This is a genomic window from Limnobacter sp. G6BE5S (genome assembly GCF_058448965.1).
The window spans coordinates 70,826-94,328 of sequence record NZ_JBZFLM010000005.1 but is presented as its reverse complement, the minus strand read 5'-3'; the positions used below and the strand labels follow the sequence as shown (position 1 = coordinate 94,328).

Sequence of the window (23,503 nt, the reverse complement as noted above, 5' to 3'; positions counted from 1 at the left end):
CCTGATTTGTTCCTTCCTGCAAGAAATACCGCCCCGATAATCGTCAACACCTGTAGTACGCTATTGTAGAACCAAGCTTCCCTTTATAACGACACGCATGAACGACCCACTGGATTTCTATCATCGGGTTTGGCCCACTCACTCTGAATACGCCAAGCGCTGGTTGAATCGCTTCCCGGAATGGGACAGCACTGAGCAGGATGAAAACCATCTTTTAAACTGCGTTGAAACCTGGCTGGAAAAAGCACGCGAGTTAAACGATGAAAAGGCCTTGATGGCCGAACTTCGATTGGTTCGACAGCGCAGCATGATTGAAATCATGCGCCGCGACCTGCAAGGCAAGGTCGACCTGTTCGAAGTAACCGAGGCCCTGTCGTTTCTGGCCGATGCCGCAGTGCAAATTGCACTGAAATTCAGCCACAAATTGCAAGCGGATCGTTTTGGCGAACCCGCCGATGGCGACTGCATGATGGTGGTGGGCATGGGCAAGCTGGGCGGGCTTGAGCTGAATGCGTCCAGCGACATTGACCTGATTTTTCTGTACAACCAGGACGGGGAAACACTGGGCGGACCCACCGGGAAAACACAGTCGCACGCCGAATTTTTTACACAAGTGGGCAAACGGGTTATCAAGATTATTTCAGAGGTGACCGACGAAGGGTTCGTGTTCCGCGTGGACATGCGCCTTCGCCCCAACGGCGATTCGGGCCCACTGGTGGTAAGCCAGGACATGCTGGAAGAATATTTTGTGGTGCAGGGGCGTGAATGGGAACGCTATGCCTGGATCAAGGCCCGCGTGGTGAACTGGGCCGTCGACCCAGAGCAAGACGCAGCCTTTCAGCAAAACTTGGACAACCTGAACAATATTGTTCGGCCTTTTGTGTTTCGGAAATACTTGGACTTCGGTTCAATACGTGCTTTGCGCGCCTTGCATGTTCAAATCCGCAACGAGGTGAACAAGCGCGAAAGCCAGCACCCAGGCTCGGTACACGTGAAACTTGGGCGTGGCGGCATTCGTGAAATCGAGTTCACTGCGCAGGCTTTCCAGCTGATTCGCGGTGGCCGAGAACCCAAGCTGCAGCTGCGGCGCACAGTCGATGTGCTGGAAGTGTGCGTGGAGTTGGGGCTGATTACCAAAGAAGACCACGACAAAATGGTGGCCGCTTACCGCTTTTTGCGCAACCTGGAGCATCGCCTGCAATATGTAGACGACGCCCAAACCCACCGCCTGCCCGCCAGCCCCACCGAGGTGCTGCGCATTGCAAGATCCATGGGGTTTCAAGATCCGGGCAATTTCATGAAGGCTTTGAACCGCCACATGAATTACGTGGCCAGCCATTTTGACGTGGTGTTTGGCGACAAGCAGGAAGACGAAGAAACACCCAGTCTTGAACTGCCATGGGCTGACACACTCACCCAGGGATTCACCAACCCGCAAGCGGCGCAAGACCGCTACCAACACCTGATTGAATCAAGCCGATACCAGGCTTTGCCCAGCGCACACCGGGAGCGAGTTGACCGCCTGATGCCTACTTTACTGGCCGCCGCGGGAGCCTCTTCCGCGCCAGACTCCTGCTGGCGTTACTGCTGCGACTTGATCGAAACCGTGTCGCGCCGGGGAGCTTACTTAAGCCTTCTGGATGAATACCCGATTGCCCGCATGCGGGTAAGCCGCATGCTTGCCGCAAGCCCATGGGCTGCCAATTTTTTAATCAAGCACCCCTTGCTGCTCGATGAATTGCTGGACAGCCGAACCTTGTTGACGCCCCCCGATTTTGCTCAATGGAAACAGCAATTGCGTGAACTGCTGGACCAAGCCAAGTTGCCCGACGGGCAGCCCGATCTTGAACGGCAAATGGACCTGATTCGTGAACAACACCATGCCCAACTATTCAGGGTACTGACACAAGACCTTGAAAACCTGCTGACAGTGGAGCATGTTTCGGACCTGTTGTCTGAACTGGCCGATTGCACACTTGAAATCATTCTGGAACGAGCCTGGGATCAGCTTCCCAAAAGGCACCGGGCACAACCGCGTTTTGCAGTGGTGGCTTATGGCAAACACGGCGGCAAGGAGTTGGGGTATTCCTCTGACCTTGACCTTATTTTTCTGTTCGAAGACGATGACGACCGTGCGCCCGATTTGTATGCCCAATTGGCCAAGCGCATGAACCGCTGGCTGACCACCCAAACCGCCGCAGGCACTTTGTTTGAAACTGACTTTCGCTTGCGCCCCAATGGCGAGGCGGGTTTGCTCGTGAGCAGTGTGGAATCGTTTGAAGACTACCAGCGCCGTGAAGGTGGCGTGGGTGCTTGGTTTTGGGAACACCAGGCCTTGACCCGAGCGCGTTTCTGCGTGGGCGATCCTGAAATAGGTAAAAAGTTTGAAACGCTGCGGGAAGAAATTTTACAACTGCCCCGCGACTGGAATGACGTGAAAAAAGAAGTGATCACCATGCGCAAAAAAATGCTGGAGGGACACCCCAACAACAGTGAACTGTTTGATGTGAAACACGATTTGGGTGGCATGGTGGACGTGGAGTTTATGGTGCAAGCTTTGGTGCTGGGCTATGCGAACAAGCACCCGGAACTGACAAAAAACAAGGGCAATATTGCGCTGCTGAAGAAGGCAGGAGAACTTGGTTTGTTGCCCGCAGATTTGGCCAACTATGTGGCCGATGCTTACCGGCAGTTGCGCGCAAAGCAACACGCCTTGCGCCTGGCCGGACACGACAAATCGAGAACCAGCGACCCTGCACTGATGATGATGCGCAAACCCATTCGAACGCTTTGGGAAACCTTGCTGAACTGAAACGCCAGGCTTTTACTTGGGCACAGTAACCTGGTACATGCGCTTTTGCAGCGTACCGGTTTTGCGTGCCAGAAACGGTGAGTTTCTGCGTTTGTCAAAATAGCGTGGCGCTGGCAACATGCCCGCCATGCGGGCTGCTTGATAACTGCTTAATTGAGCAGCACTAACGCCATAATGGTGTTTCGCACCGGCTTCTGCTCCGTAAACACCGTTGCCCCATTCCACCACGTTCAAATACACCTCGAGTATTCGACGTTTGTCCCACAAAGCCTCAATCATCAATGCAATGACCAACTCCTGACCCTTGCGAATGTAGCTGCGCTTGCTGGTTAAAAACAGGTTTTTCGCCAACTGCTGGGTAATGGTTGAGCCGCCATGCGTTACCCTGCCCCGCCGCTCGTTGCGCTTGATTGCCAATTGAATGGCTTCCATTTCAACGCCCTTGTGTGTCATGAAGCCACTGTCCTCGGCTGCAATCACGGCGCGTTTCAGGTTCAGGGAAATTTTGTCGTAGGGTACCCACTCGTGCTTCAACTGAAAACCGGGTTCGGTCTTGCGTATTTCAGCCAAACGGGTTTGCATGAAACTGGTGCTGCTGGGATTCACATGCGTCCACACGGCAATTTGTGCAAGGTACCAAAGTTGAAGCAATACCAGCGCACAAAAGCCCCAGAAAAATATCCGCCACATCCACACCAAAGGATTCAGGCTGAACTTGCGCTTGCTACCGCCTTTGGAAGATTTTCTGCGAGCCATGGTCATTGTTGTTTTGCTTTGGCAAGCAAGGCTTGCCGAACTTTGGTCAAAGTTTCCAGTGCATCGGGCGACTGCCCGGTCCACACCTCAAAGGCCAACTGTGCCTGAAAAACCAGCATGCCCAAACCGTCGCTACAGGCCAAATCCTGGTGGTGCAGGGAGCGAATAAACGGTGTGGGTTTTGCAGCGTACATCATGTCGTACACCAACACCGCCCGCGCATACCAATCCGCATGAAGAACGGGAATATCGCCTTTCAGGCTGCTTGACGAGGCATTCACGATAAGCACCGGAGCGCCCGGTATTTCAAAATGCGAGGGCGGCGTGTCCAGCGCCCCACCTGCTGCAGGCAAATCAATTGCTTCGGCACGTTCTGCCAACTCACGCGCTTTGGACACTGTGCGGTTAAGCAAAGTCAGGTGTTGAATGCCAGCCGCTTGAAAGGCAGCCACGCAACCGCTGGCTGCACCGCCAGCACCAACCATCAACACCTGACACTGATCCAGACGCAATCCGAGTGTTTTGAGTTGTCGTGCCAAGTCCCGGCACAAGCCGCCACCATCGGTGTTGTCAGCCAGCACAGTACCGTCAGCATTGAATTTCAGCGTGTTGACAGCCTGTGCAAACATCGCCGCCGTGCTCAGTGTATTGGGCAACTCGCTGGCGATTGAAAAAGCATCAAGCTTGAAAGGCACGGTGACATTTGCGCCCTTCACACCGGCTGCTTGAAGTGCAGCCACGGTTTGCCTGAATCCATTCAGCGGCGCAAGCACGCGCTCATATTGCAAGGGCAAACCAAGCTGTGCGGCAAAATCGGCATGAATGAAAGGCGACATGCTGTGTGCAATCGGATTTCCGATCACCACGTAGCGGTCTGCTTGACGACTCAACGCATTCAACAAAGAATCTCCATGGCTTAATACTCAGTGCTGATGGTGTCACGGCTGAACACCCAGGTGCGGGTAATCGCCAAAATATCTGCTTTCTTTCTCATTTCCGAAGGGAAAGGTGGAAATGGCGTGGACATTCTCAGAATTCGCAAGGCGGCACGATCAAGCACAGCAGACCCCGAAGAACGGTCCACTTCCACATCTTCAAGCGTACCATCCGCACGCACATAGGCGGTTAGCCTCAGCTTGCCGTAAATGCGCCCTTTGAGCTCATCGGGATAATTTTGATTGCCCACTTGCTCCACCTTGGCACGCCACGCTTCTTCGTAAATGGCAAAGGCATAGGGCGAGGTGCGCGGCGAGAAAAAATGTTTTCTGGGCCGCTCGTTGTAGCTTTTGATGTTGTCGGCAATTTGCGCCTGCAACCTTTTGATTTCAAGTGCACGTTGGCTTTTTGGGTCGTTGCCAGGGCGTGTGTCCAGCACTTCGTTTTGCGGTGTGGTGCGCAATTCTGCACCCGCCAAATTACGCTGCAAAGCCTCCAGCTCTTTCAAGCGATCCTGGCTGGCAATCAACTCGCGCTGGTTGACTTTGTCTTCGGCTTGACCGGGCAAAGTGGTCGCCCTGCCCTTGTCAGCCTGCCCACCACCATCAAGCGCCACCTGCGCCAGCACCTTTGCGTCGTTGGGCGTTTTCTGCGATTGCGCATTCACCAGAATCACTTCCAACGGACGACTGAATGCGGTGTCTGCCTGTGGTTTTGAAAAGTGCACCAGCAACAACAAAGCATGAAGGAGCACCGACAACACCAGTGCCTTCTTCAAGTTAATGTCGCCGAGAGGTGCACGCAGGGTATTCACGCCTGGGGGCCTCCCGCTGCACTGGCACCCTCGGATTCCCCGGCTTCGATGACATCGACTGGCGCTTCTGGCATTTCGGGTGTTTCTACACCCTCCTCTTCTTCCTCATCGTCCAGCAAACGAGTGGGCGTGCCTTTCTTCAATGCCAAAAGCTTGCATGAAACTGTCAGGGTCAGTTCGTCCACCTGATCCAGTTCAACCTCCACCTGCACACCACGACCCGGCGAAGTGACACCCACCAAACGAACAAACAGGGGAATGTCGTCCAGACGGACCAGTTCGTCTTTTACCACCACACCATCAAACTGCTTGCGCCCTTTTTGCTGAATCCAGCGCAAGCACCAGTAGCGTTCCATGTTTTGCTGAAATTCGGCATAGGCTTTGTAGGTGACATCGAAGCTGTTCACCGCAGAAAGCAATTCAGCGTCGGTTGCGGTGTAAACGGGCGGATCTTGGCGCAGCAGTGAAATCAATTGCTGCTGGTTCACCAAATCCACATACCTGCGCAAGGGCGAAGTACTCCATGCGTACTGGGGCACGCCCAAACCCACATGCGGCGCTGCATGGGTAGACATGCGCACACGGCCCATGGGTGGTTGCACCCTGTAAATGCCGGTGACCTTGCATTCATCAAGCATGCCGCCCCACTCACGGTTTACATAGATCATCCACTCCGCGACCAACAAATCAAGTGGCGCATCCCGGCGGCGAGGCTGAATTTCAACCGTGCCGTCGTCACTCACATAAAAATTGAAATCAATGCGCGTGTGTTTCTCAGGCTGGCCGCGAACAATTTCACGTTCCATTCGCAACACACACGAACTTTTCCACAACATTTTCAACGCTGGAAAAAACTCTCCCACCGCGTCAAGTTCATTCAACTCAGGGTCTTCCAGAACTTCTTTGGACAAGGCTGCGTCCAGGTGATTGTGGCGCAGGTTTGCAGCCATGGGCACTTGTTCGATGGCGCTGTAGGGCTCACTGATCAGCTCGCCAGTCTCAGTGCTCACTTCAACGTAAATACTGACCGACGGTACAGTGCGACCTTCGGCCAGCGTGGCCAATTCCACAACCTGATCAGGCAGCATGGTGATTTTATCGCCCGGAGCATACACGGTCGAAAGGCGCTCACGGGCCACGCGGTCGTAAGGGCTTCCGCGAGAAATCAGCAGCGCAGGTGCGGCAATGTGCACGCCAATGCGCGCACGTTTTTCATCCAGCCAAACCACGCTAAAGGCATCGTCAATTTCCGTGGTTGAAATGTCATCCACGGAAAAAGCACGCACATTGGCGACAGGCAGATCTGCCAAATCGGCGGGCATTTCCGGCGGTGGCAAATCAATTTCTGGCCCTTTGGGAAAGTAAATGGCGGCAAAGCGGGCTCGCATCATGTCGTGCACTGATTTGAATGCGCCGCACTCAATCAGCAACACATCGGGCGATCGACCCGCCTCGGTACACGCCAACATCAACGCTTTGTATTCAGCGCTGTTTTTATCAGGACGAACCAGCAAGGTTGCAGCTTGTTTGGCAAAGCCATCGGGCAATTCGCGACGCACCAAGGCATCTGCCCACGCCTGCTGTTGCTCGGCGGCCAGGCGTTTTTTCTCGAGGCCTGCCAATGCGGCCTGCAAAATTTCGGGCGGGGCGGCACGGTACATGCCCTTGCCTTTGCGGTGAAAGTGAATAGGTGCCGCGTGCAAGGCCGCCAACGTGGCTGCTTGTTGCACCACGGTCGGTTTTTCACCGAAATACTCCAGGGCCATTGCCATGAAATCAAACTCACCTTCAGGCGAACATTCCCACAAAAACTCGGTGTCCACCTCTTTGGCCAAAGCCTCTACCTGCGCGTGGAATTCTGCACATTCCAGCGCATCAAATTTCAGCATCACACTGTTGGATTTCACCTTGGTGCGTTTGCCATGCAAGGTTTCCACCTGATAGGCATTGCCCTGCTCTTGAAGCACTCGGCCCACTTTAAAGGCTCCGGCCTCTTCGTAATACAAATTCATCAACAGTCCTAAAGATAGTATTCAAGTTGGGGCAGGAAAACCTCCATGACCCACAACGGTGTTCGATTCGGTTTGCGCGAAAAGCGCGCACAACGGGCATACCACACACGGCCGGAACCATGCCGGTTCATTTCGACTTTCATGGCTGGGGTCAGCAGCCGCTGCACCCACGGCTGCCGCAAAGGCAACCGCGCAAAAAAAAGTTCACCGCGTTTAACCTGTGGGTCGGAAAAAAGCACCGTGCCCAATGAACGGGTGCCCAAACCCCGCCAAAAATGCCAGTCGTTCACAGGGCCATCGGTTTCAACCAATGTTTGCGCCAACACCACAGGCGCATTGTCCACATGCAGGCGAACCAGCCGCTGCCGCATCATTTGGCCCGTTACACTGCGTCCCCTTGAGCCCGGCCCGTGTTTAATCAACACCTTGCCCTGCACAACAGGCTCTACTTTAAACCCCTTGTTCAGGCGCACCAAACGCTGGGTGAGCGAACCCGGGGTGCTCGCCCAGTTTCGGGCCCACACCGGCCAACTTGGCGGGCAATGCCTTGTCCAAGCACCAACACCGCTCATGGCAAACCCACGGCCAATTTCACAAAGGGCAAAATTTCATCGAAATCGCTCAAGGCATGGTCAGAACCCAACAAGTGCAATTGGTGCGCTCCACGGTAACGCGCCAGCATGGTGTCACAGTTCAGCACCTCGTCGTCGCGGGCTGCGACCAAAAAGTAACGCTGCGGATCGGTCAGCCTGGTTTGCTCCATGGCTTTTAAATCGCCCAGGTAAGCGGGTACAAACTCAATTTCTTCGTCTGAAAAATAAACTTTCTTTTTACCAATTTGATCTTGCAAATCGTCATAGGGTTTGATGGCCGGGTTCAGCAAAACAACAGAGGCCTGGGTGTGCAATTCGGCCAGCACCGTGGCGTAATAGCCCCCCAGTGAGCTACCAATGAAGGTCAGCGACAAATGGGGCTGGCTTTGCAAGCGGGCATCCAGGTGCTGCTCAATCAAGGCCAACGCCTGCGCAGGCGACGCGGGCAGATCTGGCACCCACAAATGACTACTCAAACCCGCTTGGTCGAAGGCATCGATCATTTTTTGTGCCTTCACTGACTTGGACGACGAGCGAAACCCGTGCAGATACACCACCAGATCGGCCACCCCACCCGTGCGCGCAAAGTCACCGGGGCTGCTGAAAACGAAAGGCGTCAAGCCCGTACTCCCAAGGCCAAGGCGTCGATCAACTTTTGGTGAATACCACCAAAAGAACCATTGCTCATGGCAACCACCCAATCACCGGGCTGTGCTTGCGCCACGACATGATCAATGACCTCGCTCAACTCATCGCTGGTGAAAAGGCGCGAGCCCAAACTGCCCAGGGTGTCGCGCACATTCCACTGAATGCCCGCGGTGTAGCACACCACAAATTTCGCTTCGTCGAAAGAAGCTGGCAAAGCCTGTGCAAGGGTTCCCATTTTCATGGTGTTGGACCGCGGTTCAAACAAGGCAATCAGGCGGCCCACAGGTTTGCCTTCCGCTGCAGCAATTTCTGCCATTCGAGCTTTCGCGCCTTCCAGCGTGGTAGCGATGGCCGTGGGGTGGTGTGCAAAATCGTCGTACACCTTCACGCCCGCTGCTTCACCGCGCAATTCCATGCGGCGCTTCACGCCGGGAAATTCACTCAAGGCCTTGCAGGCATCAGCGACCTTCACACCCATGGCATGGGCAGCAGCGATCACCGCCAGTGCATTGTTCACATTGTGCAAACCTGACCAGCCCCATTCCACAAGGCCCTTCAGTTCGCCATTTTTTAGCACCTCAAATTTAGAGGCACCTAAAACCCTGGCTTGCCACGGCGCGTCAGCCCCCTCTGCGGAAAAACGCTCCACGGGAGTCCAGCAACCGCGTTTCAACACGCGCTCGAGCGATTCTGTGTTGGCCGGGCACACCACCCGCCCCTCAGAAGGCACAGTGCGCACCAAATGGTGAAATTGAGTTTCGATCGCAGCCAGATCGGGGAAGATATCAGCATGATCGAACTCCAGGTTGTTCAGCACGGCCACCACGGGCCGGTAGTGAACAAATTTCGAACGCTTGTCGAAAAACGCGGTGTCGTATTCGTCGGCTTCAATCACAAAGCAGTCGCCCTGCCCAAAGGTCGCGGACACACCAAAACCGCCGGGTACGCCGCCAATCAAAAAACCCGGGTTCAAACCAGCCTGTTGCAACACCCAGGCCAACATGGAACTGGTGCTGGTTTTGCCATGTGTACCCGCCACGGCCAACACCTTTCGGCCGCGCAAAATATGCTCGCCAATCCACTGGGGACCACTGGTGTAGGGCAAGCCTGTGTTCAAAATGGCTTCCATCAACGGATTACCGCGCGACACCACATTGCCCACCACCCACAAATCGGGCTTGATGGCCAGTTGCTCCACACCAAAACCTTCGGTCAACTCGATCCCCGCCTGGGTAAGCTGAGTGCTCATGGGTGGATATACATTGGCATCGCAGCCCGTTACGGTGTGGCCCAAGGCCTTGGCCAACTGGGCAACACCGCCCATGAAGGTGCCACAAATCCCGAGGATGTGGATGTGCATTCTTTCTTCCTTTCAGAACAAGCCCATATTGTAGTGCCTGTGAATTTGGATACACTGCCGGTATGGAAGAATTCTTCGCCCCGCAAGACGAACTTCGCATTGAAATTGCGATGACTGCAGCCCGACTGATCGCCGAGGAGGGCCTCGACTACCCCACCGCACGCAATCAGGCGATCAAAGCCCTGCTTGGAAAACAAAGGGTTCCCCGCGAACGCCTTCCCTCAGATCAAGACATTCAAGACGAACTACGCGCCTACCAGGCCCTGTTTCAAGCCGACAGCCAGCCTGGCGAACTGAACGAATTGCGCGAAGTTGCCCTCCAATTCATGCAAGGTATTCAGCAATTCGAGCCCATTGTGTATGGCGCAGCGGTGAACGGCACAGGCAGCGCCCATTCGGATGTGCACATTATTGCGTTTGCCGACGATGAAAAAGAAGTGGACTATTGGTTGTTAAACCAGAACATCAACTTCGACGCCTGTGAAGATGCCTTGCTGGCTGGCAAGTCCTTCCCCGCTGTGGCTTTTCGCTGGAAACAGCGCTGGTTCCAGCTGGGCGTGGCCAGCCCAATACAGCGCCGCGGCTTGCTGAACAGGCAAGCACCCGACGACACCCCTTTTCAAACCGACATTGCGGGCTTGACCCGCCTGATAGAAGCACCATGAAAAACAAACTAATCCCGATTGTGACCGCAGTTCTCGCCCTGGCCATTGGCCTGTATTTTGGTCTGAAGCCACAAAACGGTCCCGACTACCCACTGACTGGCTACACATTTGACACCCCACAGGGCGGCTCACTCGACCTGGGCGCCTTGAAAGGCAAGGTTGTGGTGCTTAACTTCTGGGCGACCTGGTGCCCACCCTGCGTGGAAGAAATGCCCGAACTTGACGAGTTGTACCCACAACTGCAGGCGCAGAATATCGAGTTGATTGGTATTGCAATCGATTCCCCCTCTAACGTCGATCAATTTCTCCAAAAAACCCCAGTAAATTACCCGATCGTGCTTGCAGGGATGGCAGGCACAGAATTGGGGAAAGCACTTGGCAATCAACAAGGAGGATTACCATTTACCGTCATTTTGGACGAAAATGGTAATAAAATACTCACAGAAGCCGGCAGGATACAGATGAGTACTATCACTAACGCACTGCAACGCTAAAATCGGGTATGCTCACGCAACGCCAAATCTGGGCGAACCATGAAGCAAGGTTCACCAATGCCCGCCACGGTGGAAAATAATTGATTTTCAGTGCACACTAAGCGAAGTTAGGCTCAATTCACCTCGCGCTTGGTTGGGTACTGCCATATAAAACCAACCTCCCTAGATGGAGCAAGTAAATGGACCTCAGAAAGTTAAAAACATTGATCGACCTGGTTGCTGAATCAGATATTTCCGAACTGGAAGTGACTGAAGGCGAAGGCAAGGTACGTATCGTCAAAAGCCAGCCTCAATACACCATGGCCATGCCGCAGCAAATGATGCAGCAGGCGCCAGCAGCCATGGCGCCCCCCGCAGCAGCACCTGCCGCGGAAACGCCCGCCGCCGCCCCCGTTGACGCTGGTCACAAAGTGACCTCGCCCATGGTCGGCACCTTCTACCGTGCGCCCAGCCCGGGCGCGTCCAATTTTGTTGAAATTGGCAGCACGGTGAAAGAAGGCCAAACCATTTGTATTATTGAAGCCATGAAGCTGCTCAATGAAATTGAGTGCGACAAGTCTGGTGTTGTGAAGGCCATTCTGGTCGAGAACGGACAACCTGTGGAGTTTGGTCAAGCTCTATTCGTGATTGAATAGAACAGGAGCTGCCACCATGTTTGGAAAAATACTGATCGCCAATCGCGGCGAAATAGCCCTGCGCATTCTGCGCGCCTGCAAGGAAATGGGCATTAAAACCGTGGCGGTGTATTCCACCGCCGACGTGGATGCCAAGTATGTAAAACTGGCCGACGAATCTGTTTGTATCGGCCCACCCAGCTCCAAAGAAAGCTACCTGAACATTCCAGCCATCATTAGCGCGGCTGAAGTCACTGATTCAGAAGCGATTCACCCGGGCTACGGTTTTCTCTCCGAGAACGCCAGTTTTGCCGATCGGGTAGAGAAAAGCGGCTTCGTATTTATCGGCCCACGTTCGGAATCCATTTTGCTGATGGGCGACAAGGTGTCCGCCAAGCGTGCCATGATCGCTGCTGGCGTGCCCTGCGTGCCCGGCTCGGAAGGCGAATTGCCCGATGATCCCCGCGAAATCGTGAAAATTGCACGCCAGGTTGGCTACCCGGTCATCATCAAGGCTGCCGGCGGTGGTGGTGGTCGCGGCATGCGCGTGGTGCACACGGAAGCGGCACTGTTGAATGCGGTCACCATGACCAAAACCGAAGCAGGTTCAGCGTTCAACAACCCAGCGGTTTACATGGAAAAATTCCTTGAAAACCCCCGCCACATTGAAATTCAAATCCTGGCTGACGAGCACAAAAATGCCGTGTGGCTGGGTGAGCGCGATTGCTCCATGCAACGCCGCCACCAAAAAGTAATTGAAGAAGCACCGGCACCGAACATTCCCCGCCGCCTGATCGAGCGCATTGGTGAACGCTGCGCAGAAGCCTGCCGCAAAATTGCTTACCGTGGCGCAGGCACGTTCGAGTTTCTGTATGAAAACGGCGAGTTCTACTTCATTGAAATGAACACCCGTGTTCAGGTTGAGCACCCAGTGACAGAAATGATCACGGGTGTTGACATTGTGCAGGAACAAATTCGCATTGCCGCTGGCCAGAAATTGCGATTCCGCCAGCGCGACATTGAATTCCGTGGCCACGCCATGGAATGCCGAATCAACGCCGAAGACCCGTTCAAGTTTGTGCCCTCACCCGGCCCAATCAAGAACTGGCACGCACCGGGAGGCCCCGGTGTGCGCGTCGATTCACACGTGTACAGCGGCTACAACGTTCCACCCCATTACGATTCCATGATCGCCAAAGTGATCACCTATGGCGAAGACCGCAAGCAGGCCATGGCCCGCATGCGCCAAGCCCTGGCAGAACTGGTGGTCGACGGCATTAAAACCAACACCGCGTTGCACCGTGAATTGATGGAAGACGCCCGCTTTGTTGAGGGCGGCACCAGCATTCACTACCTTGAGCACAAACTCGAAGCGCGCTTTAAGTAAATCAATATGACTGCACAGGCCACACCACTGATACAAGCCAAACTCACCCTGCCCTTTGAGCAAGCCGACGAAGTGTCGGACCTGCTCATGGAGTTGGGGGCCTTGGCCGTCAGCCTTGAAGACGCCAATGCCGACAGCGAAGACGAGCAACCCTTGTTTGGCGAGCCCGGCATGGAACCTGAATCAGCGGCGTGGAACCTGAACAATGTGGTGGCCCTGTTTCGCAACAAGGCCGAAGGTGAACAAATTTTCGGCGAAATCCCCGCCAATTTGCTGGGAAAAGCAGAAATTGAGTACACCGAAGTGCCTCAGGAAGACTGGGTTCGTTTAACGCAATCCCAATTCGACCCCATTCCAATTTCCGCGCGCCTGTGGATCGTGCCTTCCTGGCATGAACCCCAAAACATTGACGACCGAATCAATTTGGTACTCGACCCCGGCCTTGCTTTTGGCACGGGTTCACACCCCACCACTGCCCTGTGTTTGCGCTGGCTCAGCGAGTTTCCGCTGAAAGGCCAAAACGTGCTGGACTACGGTTGCGGTTCCGGCATTTTGGGCATTGCTGCGCTCAAATTGGGTGCATCCGAAGCCATTGGTGTGGATATCGATCCCCAAGCTGTGGACAGCACCGCCTACAACGCCAGCAACAACGGTGTTGAAATGCCCTGTGGTTTGCCCGATTTCCCCTTGGCCAAGCGCCAGTTCCCGGTGGTCGTGGCCAATATTCTGTCCAACCCGCTGAAAGTACTGGCACCTTCGCTGTGCAACCATGTTGAAGCGGGCGGGCAACTGGTGCTTTCAGGCGTGTTGGCGCGGCAAGCCGAGGAAGTAATTGAACACTACCGCCAATGGATCAATCTGGCGGTGTGGGCTGAACGCGATGGTTGGGTGTGCCTGCATGGCCAAAAAGCCGCCGACTGAAGACAAACCCTTCGTCCGGCAAGGTTAAACTAGCGCCATGAGCCTTGCCACACGCTGCCCCAACTGCAACACGCTGTTCAAAGTCACCTCTGGCCAACTGCAACTGCATGAAGGCAAGGTGCGCTGTGGGCAGTGCCAAACCGTGTTTTCGGGTATTGAACACCTCACCTCGGCTGACACTGAGGCATGGCAAAAACTTGATTTGAGTCCCCGGCAAGGCAACAGCGGCTACACCAGCGATCACAACCTGACCGGTGGAGACGGCACCGGCTCTGAAGAATTGTTTGCCAACACCGCCCCAAAAAAACCATTGCTGAATTTCAAGCACAGCAGCCCGGCCCTGAAAGTCGCCTGCGTGGCGTTGCTTGTCATGCTTGGTCTTCAGGCTTTGTGGTGGCAACGGGTGCCCTTGCTGCAAAAGGCACCAGAATTGGCTGCGTACATTAACACCGCCGCACCAGGCATGCAGCGCCTGTTTGCAAGCCCGGCTACTCAAGCCTTACAGGTAGAGGGCAGCGGCTTGCAAGCGCTCGATGAACACAATTTGCGGGTTGACCTGACACTGCACAACCCGCTCCCCTTGCCAGCCCGGTGGCCGCACCTGAAAGTAGAGCTACTCGACCCACAAGGCCTGGTACTGGCCAGCAAATCGCTAAGCCCGAGCGACTATCAGCTGAGGGATGAAAGCGCAGCCAGCCAAGCCCCGTTAATTGCTGGTAAAAAAACAGTGGAAGTGCTGGCATACTTGAACCTGAGCACGCTGAACACCCAACTGCCCGAAAGCGCCGCAACCGGTTTTCGGCTTGAATTATTCGACCAAGGCCCAAGCGAACAATAAACGCCAAGCCAATTTTTAACTACTGGACTGTTTCACATGAATTCCCCCACCAACACCAAGCGCGTTTTAATTTGCGGCTCCATTGCATTCGACACCATCATGGTTTTTGAAGGCCGTTTCAAAGATCAAATTCTGCCTGACCAGGTACATATTCTGAACGTGGCGTTTCTGGTACCCAGCATGCGTAAAGACTGGGGAGGCTGCGCCGGCAACATTGCCTACAGCCTGAATATGCTGGGCGGCAAACCTGTGCCCATGGCCACCATTGGGCACGATGCCGGTGGTTACTTTCAACGCTTGCAAACTTTGGGCATTGAAACCAGCTGCCTGAAGCAGATTGGCGAAGAATTTACCGCACAGGCTTTCATCACCACCGACCTGGACGACAATCAAATTACCGCTTTTCACCCCGGTGCCATGAGCCACTCGCACTTGAACCAGGTTGCCGATGCGGGAGACATCGCTTTGGGTATTATTGCCCCCGATGGTCGGGACGGCATGATGCAACACGCCGAGCAATTCGCGGCAGCGGGTATTCCGTTCTTGTTTGATCCTGGCCAGGGCCTGCCCATGTTCGGTAAACCTGAACTTGACCGGTTTTTGGAACTTGCCACGTACGCAGCGGTCAATGACTATGAAGCCAAGATGTTGTGCGACCGTACCGGCCTGAGTCTGGAACAAATCGCAGAGAAGCTGGAAGCACTGGTAGTCACACGCGGCGCGGAAGGCAGCTGGGTATTTACACAGGGTCAACGACACAACATACAATGCGTTAAAGCAGAACAGATCGCCGACCCCACTGGCTGCGGCGATGCTTACCGCGGCGGCTTGCTCTATGGCCTTACAGAAGGCATGGGCGTAGTCAATGCGGCCAAACTGGCAAGCTTGATGGGTTCTTTGAAGATTGCAGCCAAAGGCCCACAAACTTACCAATACAGCCGGGAAGAAATCGCATCCAGGTTTGCAGCCGCTTTCGGCCAACAACCCTGGTAACTTGAAAGGAAAAACTAGTCATGGCCAAGTCAATTCAGTTCAGTTTTAGAAGTACCGGCGCAGTGGCCCTGATTGCGCTTTCAGCGCTTGCAGGTTGTGCCACCCAAAGCAGTTCGGGTCAGGTGTACCGCGAAGGTGAAACACGTCGCGCCCAAATTATCGAACAAGGCACAGTAGAAAGCGTACGCACAGTGACCATTCAAGGCGACACCAACGGTGTGGGCACAGCGGCAGGCGGCATCATCGGTGGTATTGCCGGCAGCAATGTCGGTGGTGGTAGCGGCCGTGCAGTGGGTGCCATTGTGGGTGCAGTGGCTGGTGGCGTAGCAGGCCAAGCCATTGAACGCAATGCGTCCACGCGCCAAGGTCTTGAAATCACCGTTCGAATGGACAACGGCACCTTGCGCGCCTATGTTCAGGATGCCGCTGGCGAAGATTTCCGCCCAGGTGACCGGGTTCGAATTGTAAGTGGCGGTGGCACTTCTCGGGTAACTCGCTGATTCACAACCAGCACTTGAAACAAAAAAAGCACCCCGTGGGGTGCTTTTTTTATTGACTGCGCAGCGCGATCAGAATCCGGGCATCAAACTTTGCAGCACCATCATCACGATTTGCAAAATCAGCAAAAACGCCAAAGGTGACAAATCCACGTTACCAATTGTGGGCAGAACCCGGCGCAATGGCTCCAAAAACGGGCGGGAAAGCTCGTTCAGGATAGAGGCGATCGGCGAGAACGGATTCACCCAGCTCAAAATGACCTGAATCAGCACAATACCCATGAGCAGGTAAGCGACATTGCGAAGCACCCAGAAAATGGCAATGGGTATGGTCAGCGTTATCAATGAGCCCACACCCGGCCCACCACTGGACAGCCCCACCGTGAGCAGCACCAATACTATGTGCAACACAAACGAGACCACAAAAGCACCGAAAATGGACGCCCAGTCAATGCCGCCATAACCGGGCACACCCTTGCGCAGCGGTTTCACCAACCAATCGGTCATCGAAAAAATAAAAGGCGACAAGGGATTACTGGGGTGAATACGCACCCACTGCATCAACGCGCGCAGTAACAGACAAAAGGTCAGCAGGCTGGCGGCTGTTTCCAGCAGTAAGCGCAAAATATCGATTAGAAGCATAGTGAAGCGTTCAGCAGGTTAAGGCCGTGAGCCTGTTGGAAATGGCCAAGTGGTTGTGGCACCCTTGAGTTTTCTGGGCTTGGCAGCACCCGACCTGCGGCGACGCGCAGGCTTGCTGGGCGTAAGCAGGGCCAACGGCGTTACCTCGGAGGGTGAAAGCGCAGTTTTGGATGGTTTACGGGTTGTAGCTACAGGGCGTGCCGCTTTACTTTCAGACGGCTCTGCTTTGGCAACGGGCTTGCTCACGGTTTTGCTCACCGGCTTGCTGGTTTCCTCGGTTGCTCGCTTGCTTGCAGGCATTCAGGAACTCCTTTCAATTCTTCAAGGACAGCCGTACAGTTTAACGATATGACCTTGAATATTCAAGAAATATGACTTTGAACCACAAAGGAGACACCCATGAGTCACGTGCCAGAACAAACACACAGCGTGAAAACCGGCGAACGTTACCGCCACTACAAAGGCGGGCTGTATGAAATCATCTGCCAGGCCATTCAGGAAAGCGATTTGAGCCCAGTGGTGGTTTACCGCCCCCTGAGCGGCGACGCACACACCGCCTGGACTCGCCCCATGAACGTGTTTTTTGAAATGGTACAGGTGGGTGAGCGCATGACCCAGCGCTTCACCCTGGTCGACAGCGACAATTAAATTTAAGCCACCGCCTTCAACTTTGGTTTGGCTTTTTCAACCTTCGCGGGTTCGAAGATCATGCCCGGTTCATCCACCGGGTCTTCCAGCAAAGTTTTGGTGTCATGGTAAAAGTCTTGCCGGTTGTGCCACGGGTGGGTTTCACCCTGGCGCGGCAACTGGTCTGCCACTCGCTTCAAGTAGCCCGAATTCAAACCGCCCAGTACCGTGAAACCTTCAACAGGCTGCACATCCGCAGTTTTGGCCACCGCCACTGCATGGCCTTTTTTGTCCATGTGGTTCAGCAGGCGGCATACAAAGCCGCTGACCAGGTCGGATTTCAAAGTCCATGAGGCATGCGTGTAACCCAGCACCACAGCGGCATTGGGCAGGTCTTGCAACATGGCGCTTTTGTAGAACATTTTTTCACTGAGGTTGACTGGCTCGTCATCCAGCGAAATTTTCATGCCGCCCACCATTTGCACATTCAAACCAGTGGCGGTCACGACAATGTCCGCTTCCAGCACTTCACCCGAATTCAATTCAATGCCATTGGCTACAAATTGCTTGATCGTGTCCGTGGCAACACTGGCTTTGCCGCCGCGCAGGGCTTTGAAAAAGTCGCCATCGGGCACCAAGCACAGGCGCTGATCCCAGGGCATGTAGTTGGGTGTGAAGTGCTTGATGTCTACACTGGAGCCCTTCAGTTGCCTGCGCATCATCGCGATCAAAAAGCGGCGCACCACCTCGGGCTTGCTTTTGCTGGCCTTGAACATGAAGTGCGCCAAGCCAATGGTGCGCGTGCGGTTCAGCTTGTACGCCAATTTGGAAGGCAAGGTTTTTTGCAACACCTTGGTGAGTGCATCCACCGAGGGCAGCGAGAAAATATACGAAGGCGAGCGCTGCAACATGGTGATGTGCTCGACCTTGTCAGCCATGCTCGGTATCAAGGTAACCGCCGTGGCACCACTGCCAATCACCACCACTTTCTTGCCGGTGTAGTCCAGGTTTTCTGGCCAGTGCTGGGGGTGAACAATCAAACCCTTGAAGTTTTTCTCGCCCGGGAAATCGGGGCGGTAGCCTTGGTCGTAGTTGTAATAACCTGCACAGGCCATCATGAATTTGGCACGGTATTGCTCGGGCTCGCCAGTGGCTTCATTCACGGCATTGATTACCCAGCGTTGGGCCTCACTGTCCCAATTGGCATCGCTCACTTTGCGCTGAAAACGAATGTGATCGAACACCTTATTCTCTGTGGCAGCTTCGTGCACATAACTGCGAATGTCATTGCCCTGCGAGAAAAAGTGCGCATTTTTCCAAGGCTTGAACTTGAAGCCGAAACTGAACATGTCAGAGTCGGATCGGATACCCGGATAACGGAACAAGTCCCAAGTGCCGCCAATGGTGGTACGGCGCTCAAGGATGGTGAACTTTCGGTTGGGGCATTCCTTTTTCAAATGGCATGCGGCACTAATGCCTGACAAACCTGCGCCAATGATCAAAATGTCTTCGTCGAATATCGCCATGGTGTCTCCGTTTGGTTTTTCTCTTTTTTTATTGTGCCGATTTTTTCAGCCCTGAAAATAGCGTTTGTGGATCGACTCCGGATTTGTCCGAATTTATCAAGTGCATTGAAAACTCAAGGTAAACTGATCAGCGCTGGCAGTGCTATAAATACTCACCCCACCTTCGAAAAGGAAAACCATGCCCTCGATTCAAGCCAAAGTGATGAACAAAATTGCAAGCATTGCCCTGAAAAGTTACCGGGGAAATGGTGCTGGTTTTGTACGCAGGTTTCGCATGGTGACCGCCGCATCCAACTTGCTGGCGCCCGTGCCCAAAGGCTTGAAACACATCAAAGGGCAACTGGGCGGTGTACCCGGCGAGTGGCTGATTCCGGTTAATCCAAAGGGCGCATTGCTCTACGTTCACGGCGGCGGCTTTGTGGCTGGGCACCCACCCATGTACCGCCCCTTCTGCGGCGCCTTGGCCAATGCCTTGGGATTTCGAGTGTTCATGGTGGACTACCGCCTTGCACCGGAAAACCCTTTTCCTGCGCCGCTGGACGACTGTATTGCAGCCTTTGAAGCCTTGGTGGCTGACACACCCGCTGGCGAACCCCTTTTCGTGGCCGGCGATTCTGCTGGCGGTAACCTAAGCTTGGCGGTACTGCAACATGCGGTTAAAAACAAACTGCCTGCCCATGGCGGCCTGTTGATTTCTCCTGCCACCGACATGCGTCGCCTGTCACCTTCAATTGAAGGCAATGACAAAACCGACAGCATGTTGTCTGCCCACATGATCGAGCATGCGGCCAATTTGTACATGTGCGGCCATGACCCGGCCGACGAGCGGGCCTCGCCCCTGTTGGGCAAACTGAAAGGCCTACCACCACTGATGGTAACCGCCAGTGAAAACGAATGCCTGCTGGATGATTCCGTGCTGCTGCGCGACGCGGTGGACAAAGTGGGCGGACAGATCACCCTGCTGACTCGCCCTGGCATGCCTCACATTTGGCCCACCATGAACATTGCTTTGCCCGAGGCCAAAGAAGACTTGGTCAAAATCATTCGCTTTTTCTCACCCTTGGTGAAGGGCATCTAAAACAACGTTGTTGGCAGTACAAGGTGTTGGAGACACATTCAACACCCACAACAATGACACCTTCTATTTCACGTGCAGGCCTGTGGGCCTGTGCCCTGCTTTTTGCACCACTTTTGTCAGCCTGCTTGGGCGGTGACTCCGGTTCAGAGACCACAGCCACGGGCCGAACCTCGCCCAGCGAAACCCGCCCCAATGTATTTGAAGCAAGTAACTTCAAACCCCTGCCTGCTGCCCGCGCACCCAGCGCTGAACTGCAAGCCACACGCGAACGCATTCTTGGCGCGAATGCCATGGACCCAGAGCAAGTGAAATTTTGGTGGGTGGGCGTATCGAGCTTTATTGTCAGCATGAAAGGCCATTTGTTCTTGATGGACGCTTGGGAAATTGTCGGCCTGCACGCTGACTATGTGCCCATTGGCCGAGAAGAACTGGCGGCCATTCAGCCCGAAGCCATATTCATCGGCCATGGGCACTTTGACCATGCCGCCGATGCTGGCTATGTGGCGGGCCTTAGCAATGCACTGTTGGTGGCGGGCAGCACAGTGTGCGACATTGCCCGCGAACGTGCGGCCAGTGAAGGCATTGCCAACAACTTTCCCTGCCTGAACCTGGGTGACCAAACCAACCCTGGTGCCGGCAACACACGCGCCATTCAGATTTGGGAAGATGTGGCCCCGGTGCATGTGGTGCAACACACCCACTCGGCCGCCGAACCTACCGACTTGCTCAGTGGTGGCATGCCGCTGGTGTACATTCCTGACGTATTGACCTTTCCCACTTACCTGAATACCAGCATGGCCGAGGCACTGCGCTTTGTCGGCACCCTGCGTGATGATGGCGGCGTGGGTCAACCTGCCGGTGGCACTTGGGCTTACCACTTCCGCGCGGGCGACTTTGCGTGGTTCTGGCACGACTCCACCGGCATCATGAAAGCAGGCAATGCGGAAAGCGAAGCGGTAGCGAATGCCCTTTCAAAACTTCCGGAATGTGTGGATGTGCAGTTAAATGCAATTGTGGGTTTTGGCCTGGTGACCAGCGCCTACCGCGATGCCTTGGCTTATGTGGCCCTGACCAAACCCAAGGTGGCCTTGCCCACGCACCACGACGCCTGGACACCCGGCATTGGTGGTGGTGCTTCAGCCTATGAAACCACCTGGCTTGACGCAGTTGCCAAACTACCGAAGCCACCTGAAGTGGACTACCTGCGCGACCCAGTGGACTACATGAAACCGCGCAGCTACAGCATTAAAGACCCACGCTGGGCAGGTGGTTGCTGATTAATCGGATTGCGCGCTTTGCTACATTCCGGGCACGCCACGGCGAATCACTTCCGAGAAGTTTTCGCCGGGCTGCATGGATTTGGCACGCGGCACAATGTAGCCTTTTTCCTGAAGTTCGGCGTAGCCAAACCCTTCCACCAAACCATCTTGCTCATGCGCGTATTCGGCAAAGTAACCGCTAAGCAACAAGCGATAATCCATCGGCAAATCGGGCACAATCCGCTTGGCAATGTCAAACACCACCGTGGTGCAGTTGCTGGTCAAGGTGTTGTAAAACTCTGGTGTTTTTTCAAGTGATTTGGCGTGGTCGATATAGGCCAAAAACAAGGTTTTCAGTTGCTCAGGCGGAATCGCCATGCGGTAAATGTAAACATCTTCGCCACGCGCATTGCTCCGGGTGCGAATAATATCCGCTTCATCAGCCGCCACCAGAATGGCTTCGTACTGCCGAAAAAAACCTTTCCATGCGGAGAATTTCTCGCCGATTTCTTTTCGAATTTCCAGCGAGAAAGTCAGGTACTTCCCATCCGCAAAACCGAACGACACCAAGGTGTGGGCGATCTTCGGCCCCATCCAGTACGACAGCACCAAGTCGGCTGTTTGCAACTGGCTTAAATCATATTCCCGTGTTTCCCAACGCGGCGTGTAATCCGTTTCTGTGCGCCATTCAAAATTGCGCACATTCTTCAGCACGACCTTGTCGCCATTCACATCGGCCTGCAGCATGTGGGCAACATCGTCAGCCCATTGCCGACTGTGGCTGGGCGTTTGCGAAAACCACCAAATGGCAAACACAGCCAAGGCCAGGAAAACTGGCACTAGAAAAAATCGGATCATAAGGTACTCATCGCCCATTTTTTTACGCAATATGACGTGGGCCAGCCACAATAATGGCCATGCCCAGCAAAGTGACCGCTCCGCCTGCAAGGTCCCATGCTGTGGGCTTCACGCCATCCACAGCCCAAAGCCAGACCAAGGCCATGGCCACATACACACCGCCATAAGCGGCATAAACCCGGCCCGACGCGGTGGGGTGCAAGGTAAGCAACCACGCAAACAAGGCGAGACTGATTGCAGCCGGCAGCAACAACCACACTGACTTGTTTTCTTTCAAAACAAGGTAAGGCAAATAACAACCCAATATTTCAAAGAATGCAGTGACCGCAAAAAGCAGAAATGTTTTGATCATGAAAACACCTTGCGGGTGGCATCATCAGCCGGGAACAAATGCTCAATTCTTAACGACGCGGCGGTGATGTCCAAGGGAGCCCCAAAGCTGGTGAAGGTTGAGATGAATCGCAGTTCGCCCGCAGTGCTTTTGAATCGCGTTACCAAAGTGGGGTTGTTAAAACTCTGCGGCTGCTTTGTATCGAACATGGACTGCGGAATGTGTTGCAGCATGGCTTGAAGGGAGGGCACATGCAATGCTTCACGTTGCGCCCTGCGAAGCACGTCGCCCAATACCTCTGCGGGGTTGAGCAAGCGCGTGGCCAAACCACCCGGTGCCGTCAATGCCAGCAGCACATTGGGCGTGGCTTGCAAAGCAGCCATATCAAACTCGAGCAATTGCAACAGGCGCACAAAGCTGGGGTTGAATTTCACCAAATTCCATTGACTGTCCAACACCATGGCGGGCGCGGCATGTTGCGCCGTCAGCATTAAATCAATCACCTCGTTGATGGTGTGCATGTCGCGGTGATCGATCGGCCTGTTGCCAAACACCGGCGCATAACCCGCGGCCACCAAAGTTTCGTTCCGTTCGCTAAGTGGCGCATCCAAACCTTCAAGCAAGGCCAGCAACATGTCTTTGCTGGCACTGGCCTTGCCGGTTTCAATGCAACTTAAATGTCGCTGAGACACGCCCACACGCAAAGCCAAATCGAGTTGACTCACCTTCTGCCTTGAACGCAAATCGCGAAGGCAAATTCCGGCATGTTTGGTAGGGGCGTGTGCGTGCATGTGCCAATACTGCCACGGAAAATTACTGGAATCTATGACCTGGCAGGTTAT

The 23,503-nt window shown here is 54.5% G+C and carries 25 protein-coding genes; 12 read left to right on the top strand and 13 right to left on the bottom strand.

Features of this window, described 5'->3' with window-relative positions:
- The first annotated feature begins 97 nt into the window (after positions 1-97).
- A complete protein-coding gene (glnE, locus tag ACVL1J_RS10220) occupies positions 98-2,812 on the top strand; it encodes a bifunctional [glutamate--ammonia ligase]-adenylyl-L-tyrosine phosphorylase/[glutamate--ammonia-ligase] adenylyltransferase (protein ID WP_341236529.1) in 2,715 nt (904 codons plus the stop codon).
- 12 nt (positions 2,813-2,824) lie between these two features.
- On the opposite strand, the gene mtgA is transcribed toward glnE, so the two are convergent.
- Genes mtgA through mpl form a run of 7 tightly spaced genes read right to left on the bottom strand, consistent with a single transcriptional unit; the run spans position 2,825 to position 9,931 of the window.
- The gene (mtgA, locus tag ACVL1J_RS10215; protein WP_159572671.1) at positions 2,825-3,574 is read right to left on the bottom strand and encodes a monofunctional biosynthetic peptidoglycan transglycosylase; all 750 of its coding nucleotides are present in this window, start codon (positions 3,572-3,574) and stop codon (positions 2,825-2,827) included.
- Positions 3,571-4,467, bottom strand: coding sequence for a shikimate dehydrogenase (gene aroE / locus ACVL1J_RS10210; protein ID WP_341236530.1), 897 nt, complete (start codon positions 4,465-4,467; stop codon positions 3,571-3,573). The genes mtgA and aroE overlap by 4 nt, the downstream gene beginning before the upstream one ends.
- Positions 4,468-4,484: 17 nt before the next feature.
- Positions 4,485-5,318 carry an energy transducer TonB gene (locus tag ACVL1J_RS10205; RefSeq protein ID WP_159572669.1) on the bottom strand — a complete coding sequence of 278 codons (834 nt, stop codon included), beginning with the start codon at positions 5,316-5,318 and terminating at the stop codon, positions 4,485-4,487.
- Positions 5,315-7,330, bottom strand: coding sequence for a ribonuclease catalytic domain-containing protein (locus ACVL1J_RS10200; protein ID WP_159572667.1), 2,016 nt, complete (start codon positions 7,328-7,330; stop codon positions 5,315-5,317). The genes ACVL1J_RS10205 and ACVL1J_RS10200 overlap by 4 nt, the downstream gene beginning before the upstream one ends.
- Positions 7,331-7,338: 8 nt before the next feature.
- Entirely contained in the window at positions 7,339-7,902 is a 564-nt protein-coding gene (locus ACVL1J_RS10195; protein WP_159572665.1) for a chorismate--pyruvate lyase family protein, read from the bottom strand.
- A complete protein-coding gene (locus ACVL1J_RS10190; protein WP_341236531.1) occupies positions 7,899-8,543 on the bottom strand; it encodes a YqiA/YcfP family alpha/beta fold hydrolase in 645 nt (214 codons plus the stop codon). Before ACVL1J_RS10190 ends, ACVL1J_RS10195 begins: the two co-directional genes overlap by 4 nt.
- A complete protein-coding gene (gene mpl, locus ACVL1J_RS10185) occupies positions 8,540-9,931 on the bottom strand; it encodes a UDP-N-acetylmuramate:L-alanyl-gamma-D-glutamyl-meso-diaminopimelate ligase (RefSeq protein WP_341236532.1) in 1,392 nt (463 codons plus the stop codon). Before mpl ends, ACVL1J_RS10190 begins: the two co-directional genes overlap by 4 nt.
- A gap of 62 nt (positions 9,932-9,993) precedes the next feature.
- On the opposite strand from mpl, the gene ACVL1J_RS10180 reads away from it, so the two are divergent.
- From ACVL1J_RS10180 to ACVL1J_RS10145, 8 genes are all read left to right on the top strand, one after another.
- A complete protein-coding gene (locus ACVL1J_RS10180) occupies positions 9,994-10,596 on the top strand; it encodes a hypothetical protein (protein ID WP_159572661.1) in 603 nt (200 codons plus the stop codon).
- The gene (locus tag ACVL1J_RS10175) at positions 10,593-11,090 is read left to right on the top strand and encodes a TlpA disulfide reductase family protein (RefSeq protein ID WP_159572659.1); all 498 of its coding nucleotides are present in this window, start codon (positions 10,593-10,595) and stop codon (positions 11,088-11,090) included. The genes ACVL1J_RS10180 and ACVL1J_RS10175 overlap by 4 nt, the downstream gene beginning before the upstream one ends.
- A 179-nt stretch (positions 11,091-11,269) precedes the next feature.
- Positions 11,270-11,725, top strand: a complete 456-nt coding sequence (accB, locus tag ACVL1J_RS10170) for an acetyl-CoA carboxylase biotin carboxyl carrier protein (protein WP_159572657.1) — start codon at positions 11,270-11,272, stop codon at positions 11,723-11,725.
- Positions 11,726-11,741: 16 nt separating this feature from the next.
- Positions 11,742-13,091, top strand: coding sequence for an acetyl-CoA carboxylase biotin carboxylase subunit (gene accC, locus ACVL1J_RS10165; RefSeq protein ID WP_159572655.1), 1,350 nt, complete (start codon positions 11,742-11,744; stop codon positions 13,089-13,091).
- Positions 13,092-13,097: 6 nt separating this feature from the next.
- Positions 13,098-14,012: a 50S ribosomal protein L11 methyltransferase gene (prmA, locus tag ACVL1J_RS10160; protein WP_341236533.1), complete on the top strand. Its 915-nt coding sequence runs from the start codon at positions 13,098-13,100 to the stop codon at positions 14,010-14,012.
- A 37-nt stretch (positions 14,013-14,049) separates the two neighbouring features.
- A complete protein-coding gene (locus ACVL1J_RS10155; RefSeq protein ID WP_341236534.1) occupies positions 14,050-14,850 on the top strand; it encodes a zinc-ribbon and DUF3426 domain-containing protein in 801 nt (266 codons plus the stop codon).
- A gap of 36 nt (positions 14,851-14,886) precedes the next feature.
- Complete coding sequence (locus ACVL1J_RS10150; protein ID WP_159572649.1) at positions 14,887-15,843, top strand: carbohydrate kinase family protein; 957 nt, start codon at positions 14,887-14,889, stop codon at positions 15,841-15,843.
- A gap of 20 nt (positions 15,844-15,863) precedes the next feature.
- Entirely contained in the window at positions 15,864-16,343 is a 480-nt protein-coding gene (locus ACVL1J_RS10145) for an outer membrane lipoprotein (RefSeq protein WP_105027234.1), read from the top strand.
- Between the two features lie 69 nt (positions 16,344-16,412).
- Here ACVL1J_RS10145 and ACVL1J_RS10140 read toward each other — a convergent pair whose 3' ends face one another.
- On the bottom strand, positions 16,413-16,982 hold the full coding sequence (locus tag ACVL1J_RS10140; protein ID WP_159572645.1) for a YggT family protein: 570 nt from the start codon (positions 16,980-16,982) through the stop codon (positions 16,413-16,415).
- 18 nt (positions 16,983-17,000) lie between these two features.
- Positions 17,001-17,282, bottom strand: a complete 282-nt coding sequence (locus ACVL1J_RS10135; RefSeq protein WP_159572643.1) for a hypothetical protein — start codon at positions 17,280-17,282, stop codon at positions 17,001-17,003.
- A 99-nt stretch (positions 17,283-17,381) separates the two neighbouring features.
- Between ACVL1J_RS10135 and ACVL1J_RS10130 the strand changes: the two genes are divergently transcribed.
- Positions 17,382-17,630, top strand: a complete 249-nt coding sequence (locus ACVL1J_RS10130; protein ID WP_159572641.1) for a DUF1653 domain-containing protein — start codon at positions 17,382-17,384, stop codon at positions 17,628-17,630.
- Between the two features lie 2 nt (positions 17,631-17,632).
- On the opposite strand, the gene ACVL1J_RS10125 is transcribed toward ACVL1J_RS10130, so the two are convergent.
- Positions 17,633-19,135 (bottom strand): flavin-containing monooxygenase, encoded by a 1,503-nt coding sequence (locus ACVL1J_RS10125; RefSeq protein ID WP_341236535.1) that lies wholly within the window; start codon positions 19,133-19,135, stop codon positions 17,633-17,635.
- A 178-nt stretch (positions 19,136-19,313) separates the two neighbouring features.
- Here ACVL1J_RS10125 and ACVL1J_RS10120 point away from each other — a divergent pair, with 178 nt between their 5' ends.
- Both ACVL1J_RS10120 and ACVL1J_RS10115 read left to right on the top strand, forming a co-directional pair.
- On the top strand, positions 19,314-20,213 hold the full coding sequence (locus tag ACVL1J_RS10120) for an alpha/beta hydrolase (RefSeq protein ID WP_341236536.1): 900 nt from the start codon (positions 19,314-19,316) through the stop codon (positions 20,211-20,213).
- A 53-nt stretch (positions 20,214-20,266) separates the two neighbouring features.
- Positions 20,267-21,490 (top strand): MBL fold metallo-hydrolase, encoded by a 1,224-nt coding sequence (locus ACVL1J_RS10115; protein ID WP_159572635.1) that lies wholly within the window; start codon positions 20,267-20,269, stop codon positions 21,488-21,490.
- Positions 21,491-21,511: 21 nt separating this feature from the next.
- Here ACVL1J_RS10115 and ACVL1J_RS10110 read toward each other — a convergent pair whose 3' ends face one another.
- The 3 genes from ACVL1J_RS10110 to ACVL1J_RS10100 are packed head-to-tail and all read right to left on the bottom strand — an operon-like array spanning position 21,512 to position 23,452.
- The gene (locus ACVL1J_RS10110) at positions 21,512-22,330 is read right to left on the bottom strand and encodes an Lnb N-terminal periplasmic domain-containing protein (RefSeq protein WP_341236537.1); all 819 of its coding nucleotides are present in this window, start codon (positions 22,328-22,330) and stop codon (positions 21,512-21,514) included.
- 22 nt (positions 22,331-22,352) lie between these two features.
- Positions 22,353-22,682: a YnfA family protein gene (locus ACVL1J_RS10105; RefSeq protein WP_159572631.1), complete on the bottom strand. Its 330-nt coding sequence runs from the start codon at positions 22,680-22,682 to the stop codon at positions 22,353-22,355.
- The gene (locus ACVL1J_RS10100) at positions 22,679-23,452 is read right to left on the bottom strand and encodes an MmyB family transcriptional regulator (RefSeq protein ID WP_341236538.1); all 774 of its coding nucleotides are present in this window, start codon (positions 23,450-23,452) and stop codon (positions 22,679-22,681) included. Before ACVL1J_RS10100 ends, ACVL1J_RS10105 begins: the two co-directional genes overlap by 4 nt.
- Positions 23,453-23,503 lie beyond the last annotated feature (51 nt).

Excerpts from the sequence above, each read along its gene's own strand:
- prmA (WP_341236533.1), top strand. The coding sequence starts at position 13,098 with ATGACTGCACAGGCCACACCACTGATACAAGCCAAACTCACCCTGCCC.
- ACVL1J_RS10105 (WP_159572631.1), bottom strand. The coding sequence starts at position 22,682 with ATGATCAAAACATTTCTGCTTTTTGCGGTCACTGCATTCTTTGAAATA.
- accB (WP_159572657.1), top strand. The coding sequence starts at position 11,270 with ATGGACCTCAGAAAGTTAAAAACATTGATCGACCTGGTTGCTGAATCA.
- mtgA (WP_159572671.1), bottom strand. The coding sequence starts at position 3,574 with ATGACCATGGCTCGCAGAAAATCTTCCAAAGGCGGTAGCAAGCGCAAG.
- ACVL1J_RS10130 (WP_159572641.1), top strand. The coding sequence starts at position 17,382 with ATGAGTCACGTGCCAGAACAAACACACAGCGTGAAAACCGGCGAACGT.
- ACVL1J_RS10155 (WP_341236534.1), top strand. The coding sequence starts at position 14,050 with ATGAGCCTTGCCACACGCTGCCCCAACTGCAACACGCTGTTCAAAGTC.
- mpl (WP_341236532.1), bottom strand. The coding sequence starts at position 9,931 with ATGCACATCCACATCCTCGGGATTTGTGGCACCTTCATGGGCGGTGTT.
- ACVL1J_RS10135 (WP_159572643.1), bottom strand. The coding sequence starts at position 17,282 with ATGCCTGCAAGCAAGCGAGCAACCGAGGAAACCAGCAAGCCGGTGAGC.
- ACVL1J_RS10115 (WP_159572635.1), top strand. The coding sequence starts at position 20,267 with ATGACACCTTCTATTTCACGTGCAGGCCTGTGGGCCTGTGCCCTGCTT.
- ACVL1J_RS10145 (WP_105027234.1), top strand. The coding sequence starts at position 15,864 with ATGGCCAAGTCAATTCAGTTCAGTTTTAGAAGTACCGGCGCAGTGGCC.
- ACVL1J_RS10100 (WP_341236538.1), bottom strand. The coding sequence starts at position 23,452 with ATGCACGCACACGCCCCTACCAAACATGCCGGAATTTGCCTTCGCGAT.
- ACVL1J_RS10150 (WP_159572649.1), top strand. The coding sequence starts at position 14,887 with ATGAATTCCCCCACCAACACCAAGCGCGTTTTAATTTGCGGCTCCATT.
- accC (WP_159572655.1), top strand. The coding sequence starts at position 11,742 with ATGTTTGGAAAAATACTGATCGCCAATCGCGGCGAAATAGCCCTGCGC.
- ACVL1J_RS10175 (WP_159572659.1), top strand. The coding sequence starts at position 10,593 with ATGAAAAACAAACTAATCCCGATTGTGACCGCAGTTCTCGCCCTGGCC.
- ACVL1J_RS10200 (WP_159572667.1), bottom strand. The coding sequence starts at position 7,330 with ATGAATTTGTATTACGAAGAGGCCGGAGCCTTTAAAGTGGGCCGAGTG.
- ACVL1J_RS10125 (WP_341236535.1), bottom strand. The coding sequence starts at position 19,135 with ATGGCGATATTCGACGAAGACATTTTGATCATTGGCGCAGGTTTGTCA.
- ACVL1J_RS10120 (WP_341236536.1), top strand. The coding sequence starts at position 19,314 with ATGCCCTCGATTCAAGCCAAAGTGATGAACAAAATTGCAAGCATTGCC.
- ACVL1J_RS10180 (WP_159572661.1), top strand. The coding sequence starts at position 9,994 with ATGGAAGAATTCTTCGCCCCGCAAGACGAACTTCGCATTGAAATTGCG.
- ACVL1J_RS10110 (WP_341236537.1), bottom strand. The coding sequence starts at position 22,330 with ATGATCCGATTTTTTCTAGTGCCAGTTTTCCTGGCCTTGGCTGTGTTT.
- ACVL1J_RS10195 (WP_159572665.1), bottom strand. The coding sequence starts at position 7,902 with ATGAGCGGTGTTGGTGCTTGGACAAGGCATTGCCCGCCAAGTTGGCCG.
- glnE (WP_341236529.1), top strand. The coding sequence starts at position 98 with ATGAACGACCCACTGGATTTCTATCATCGGGTTTGGCCCACTCACTCT.
- ACVL1J_RS10140 (WP_159572645.1), bottom strand. The coding sequence starts at position 16,982 with ATGCTTCTAATCGATATTTTGCGCTTACTGCTGGAAACAGCCGCCAGC.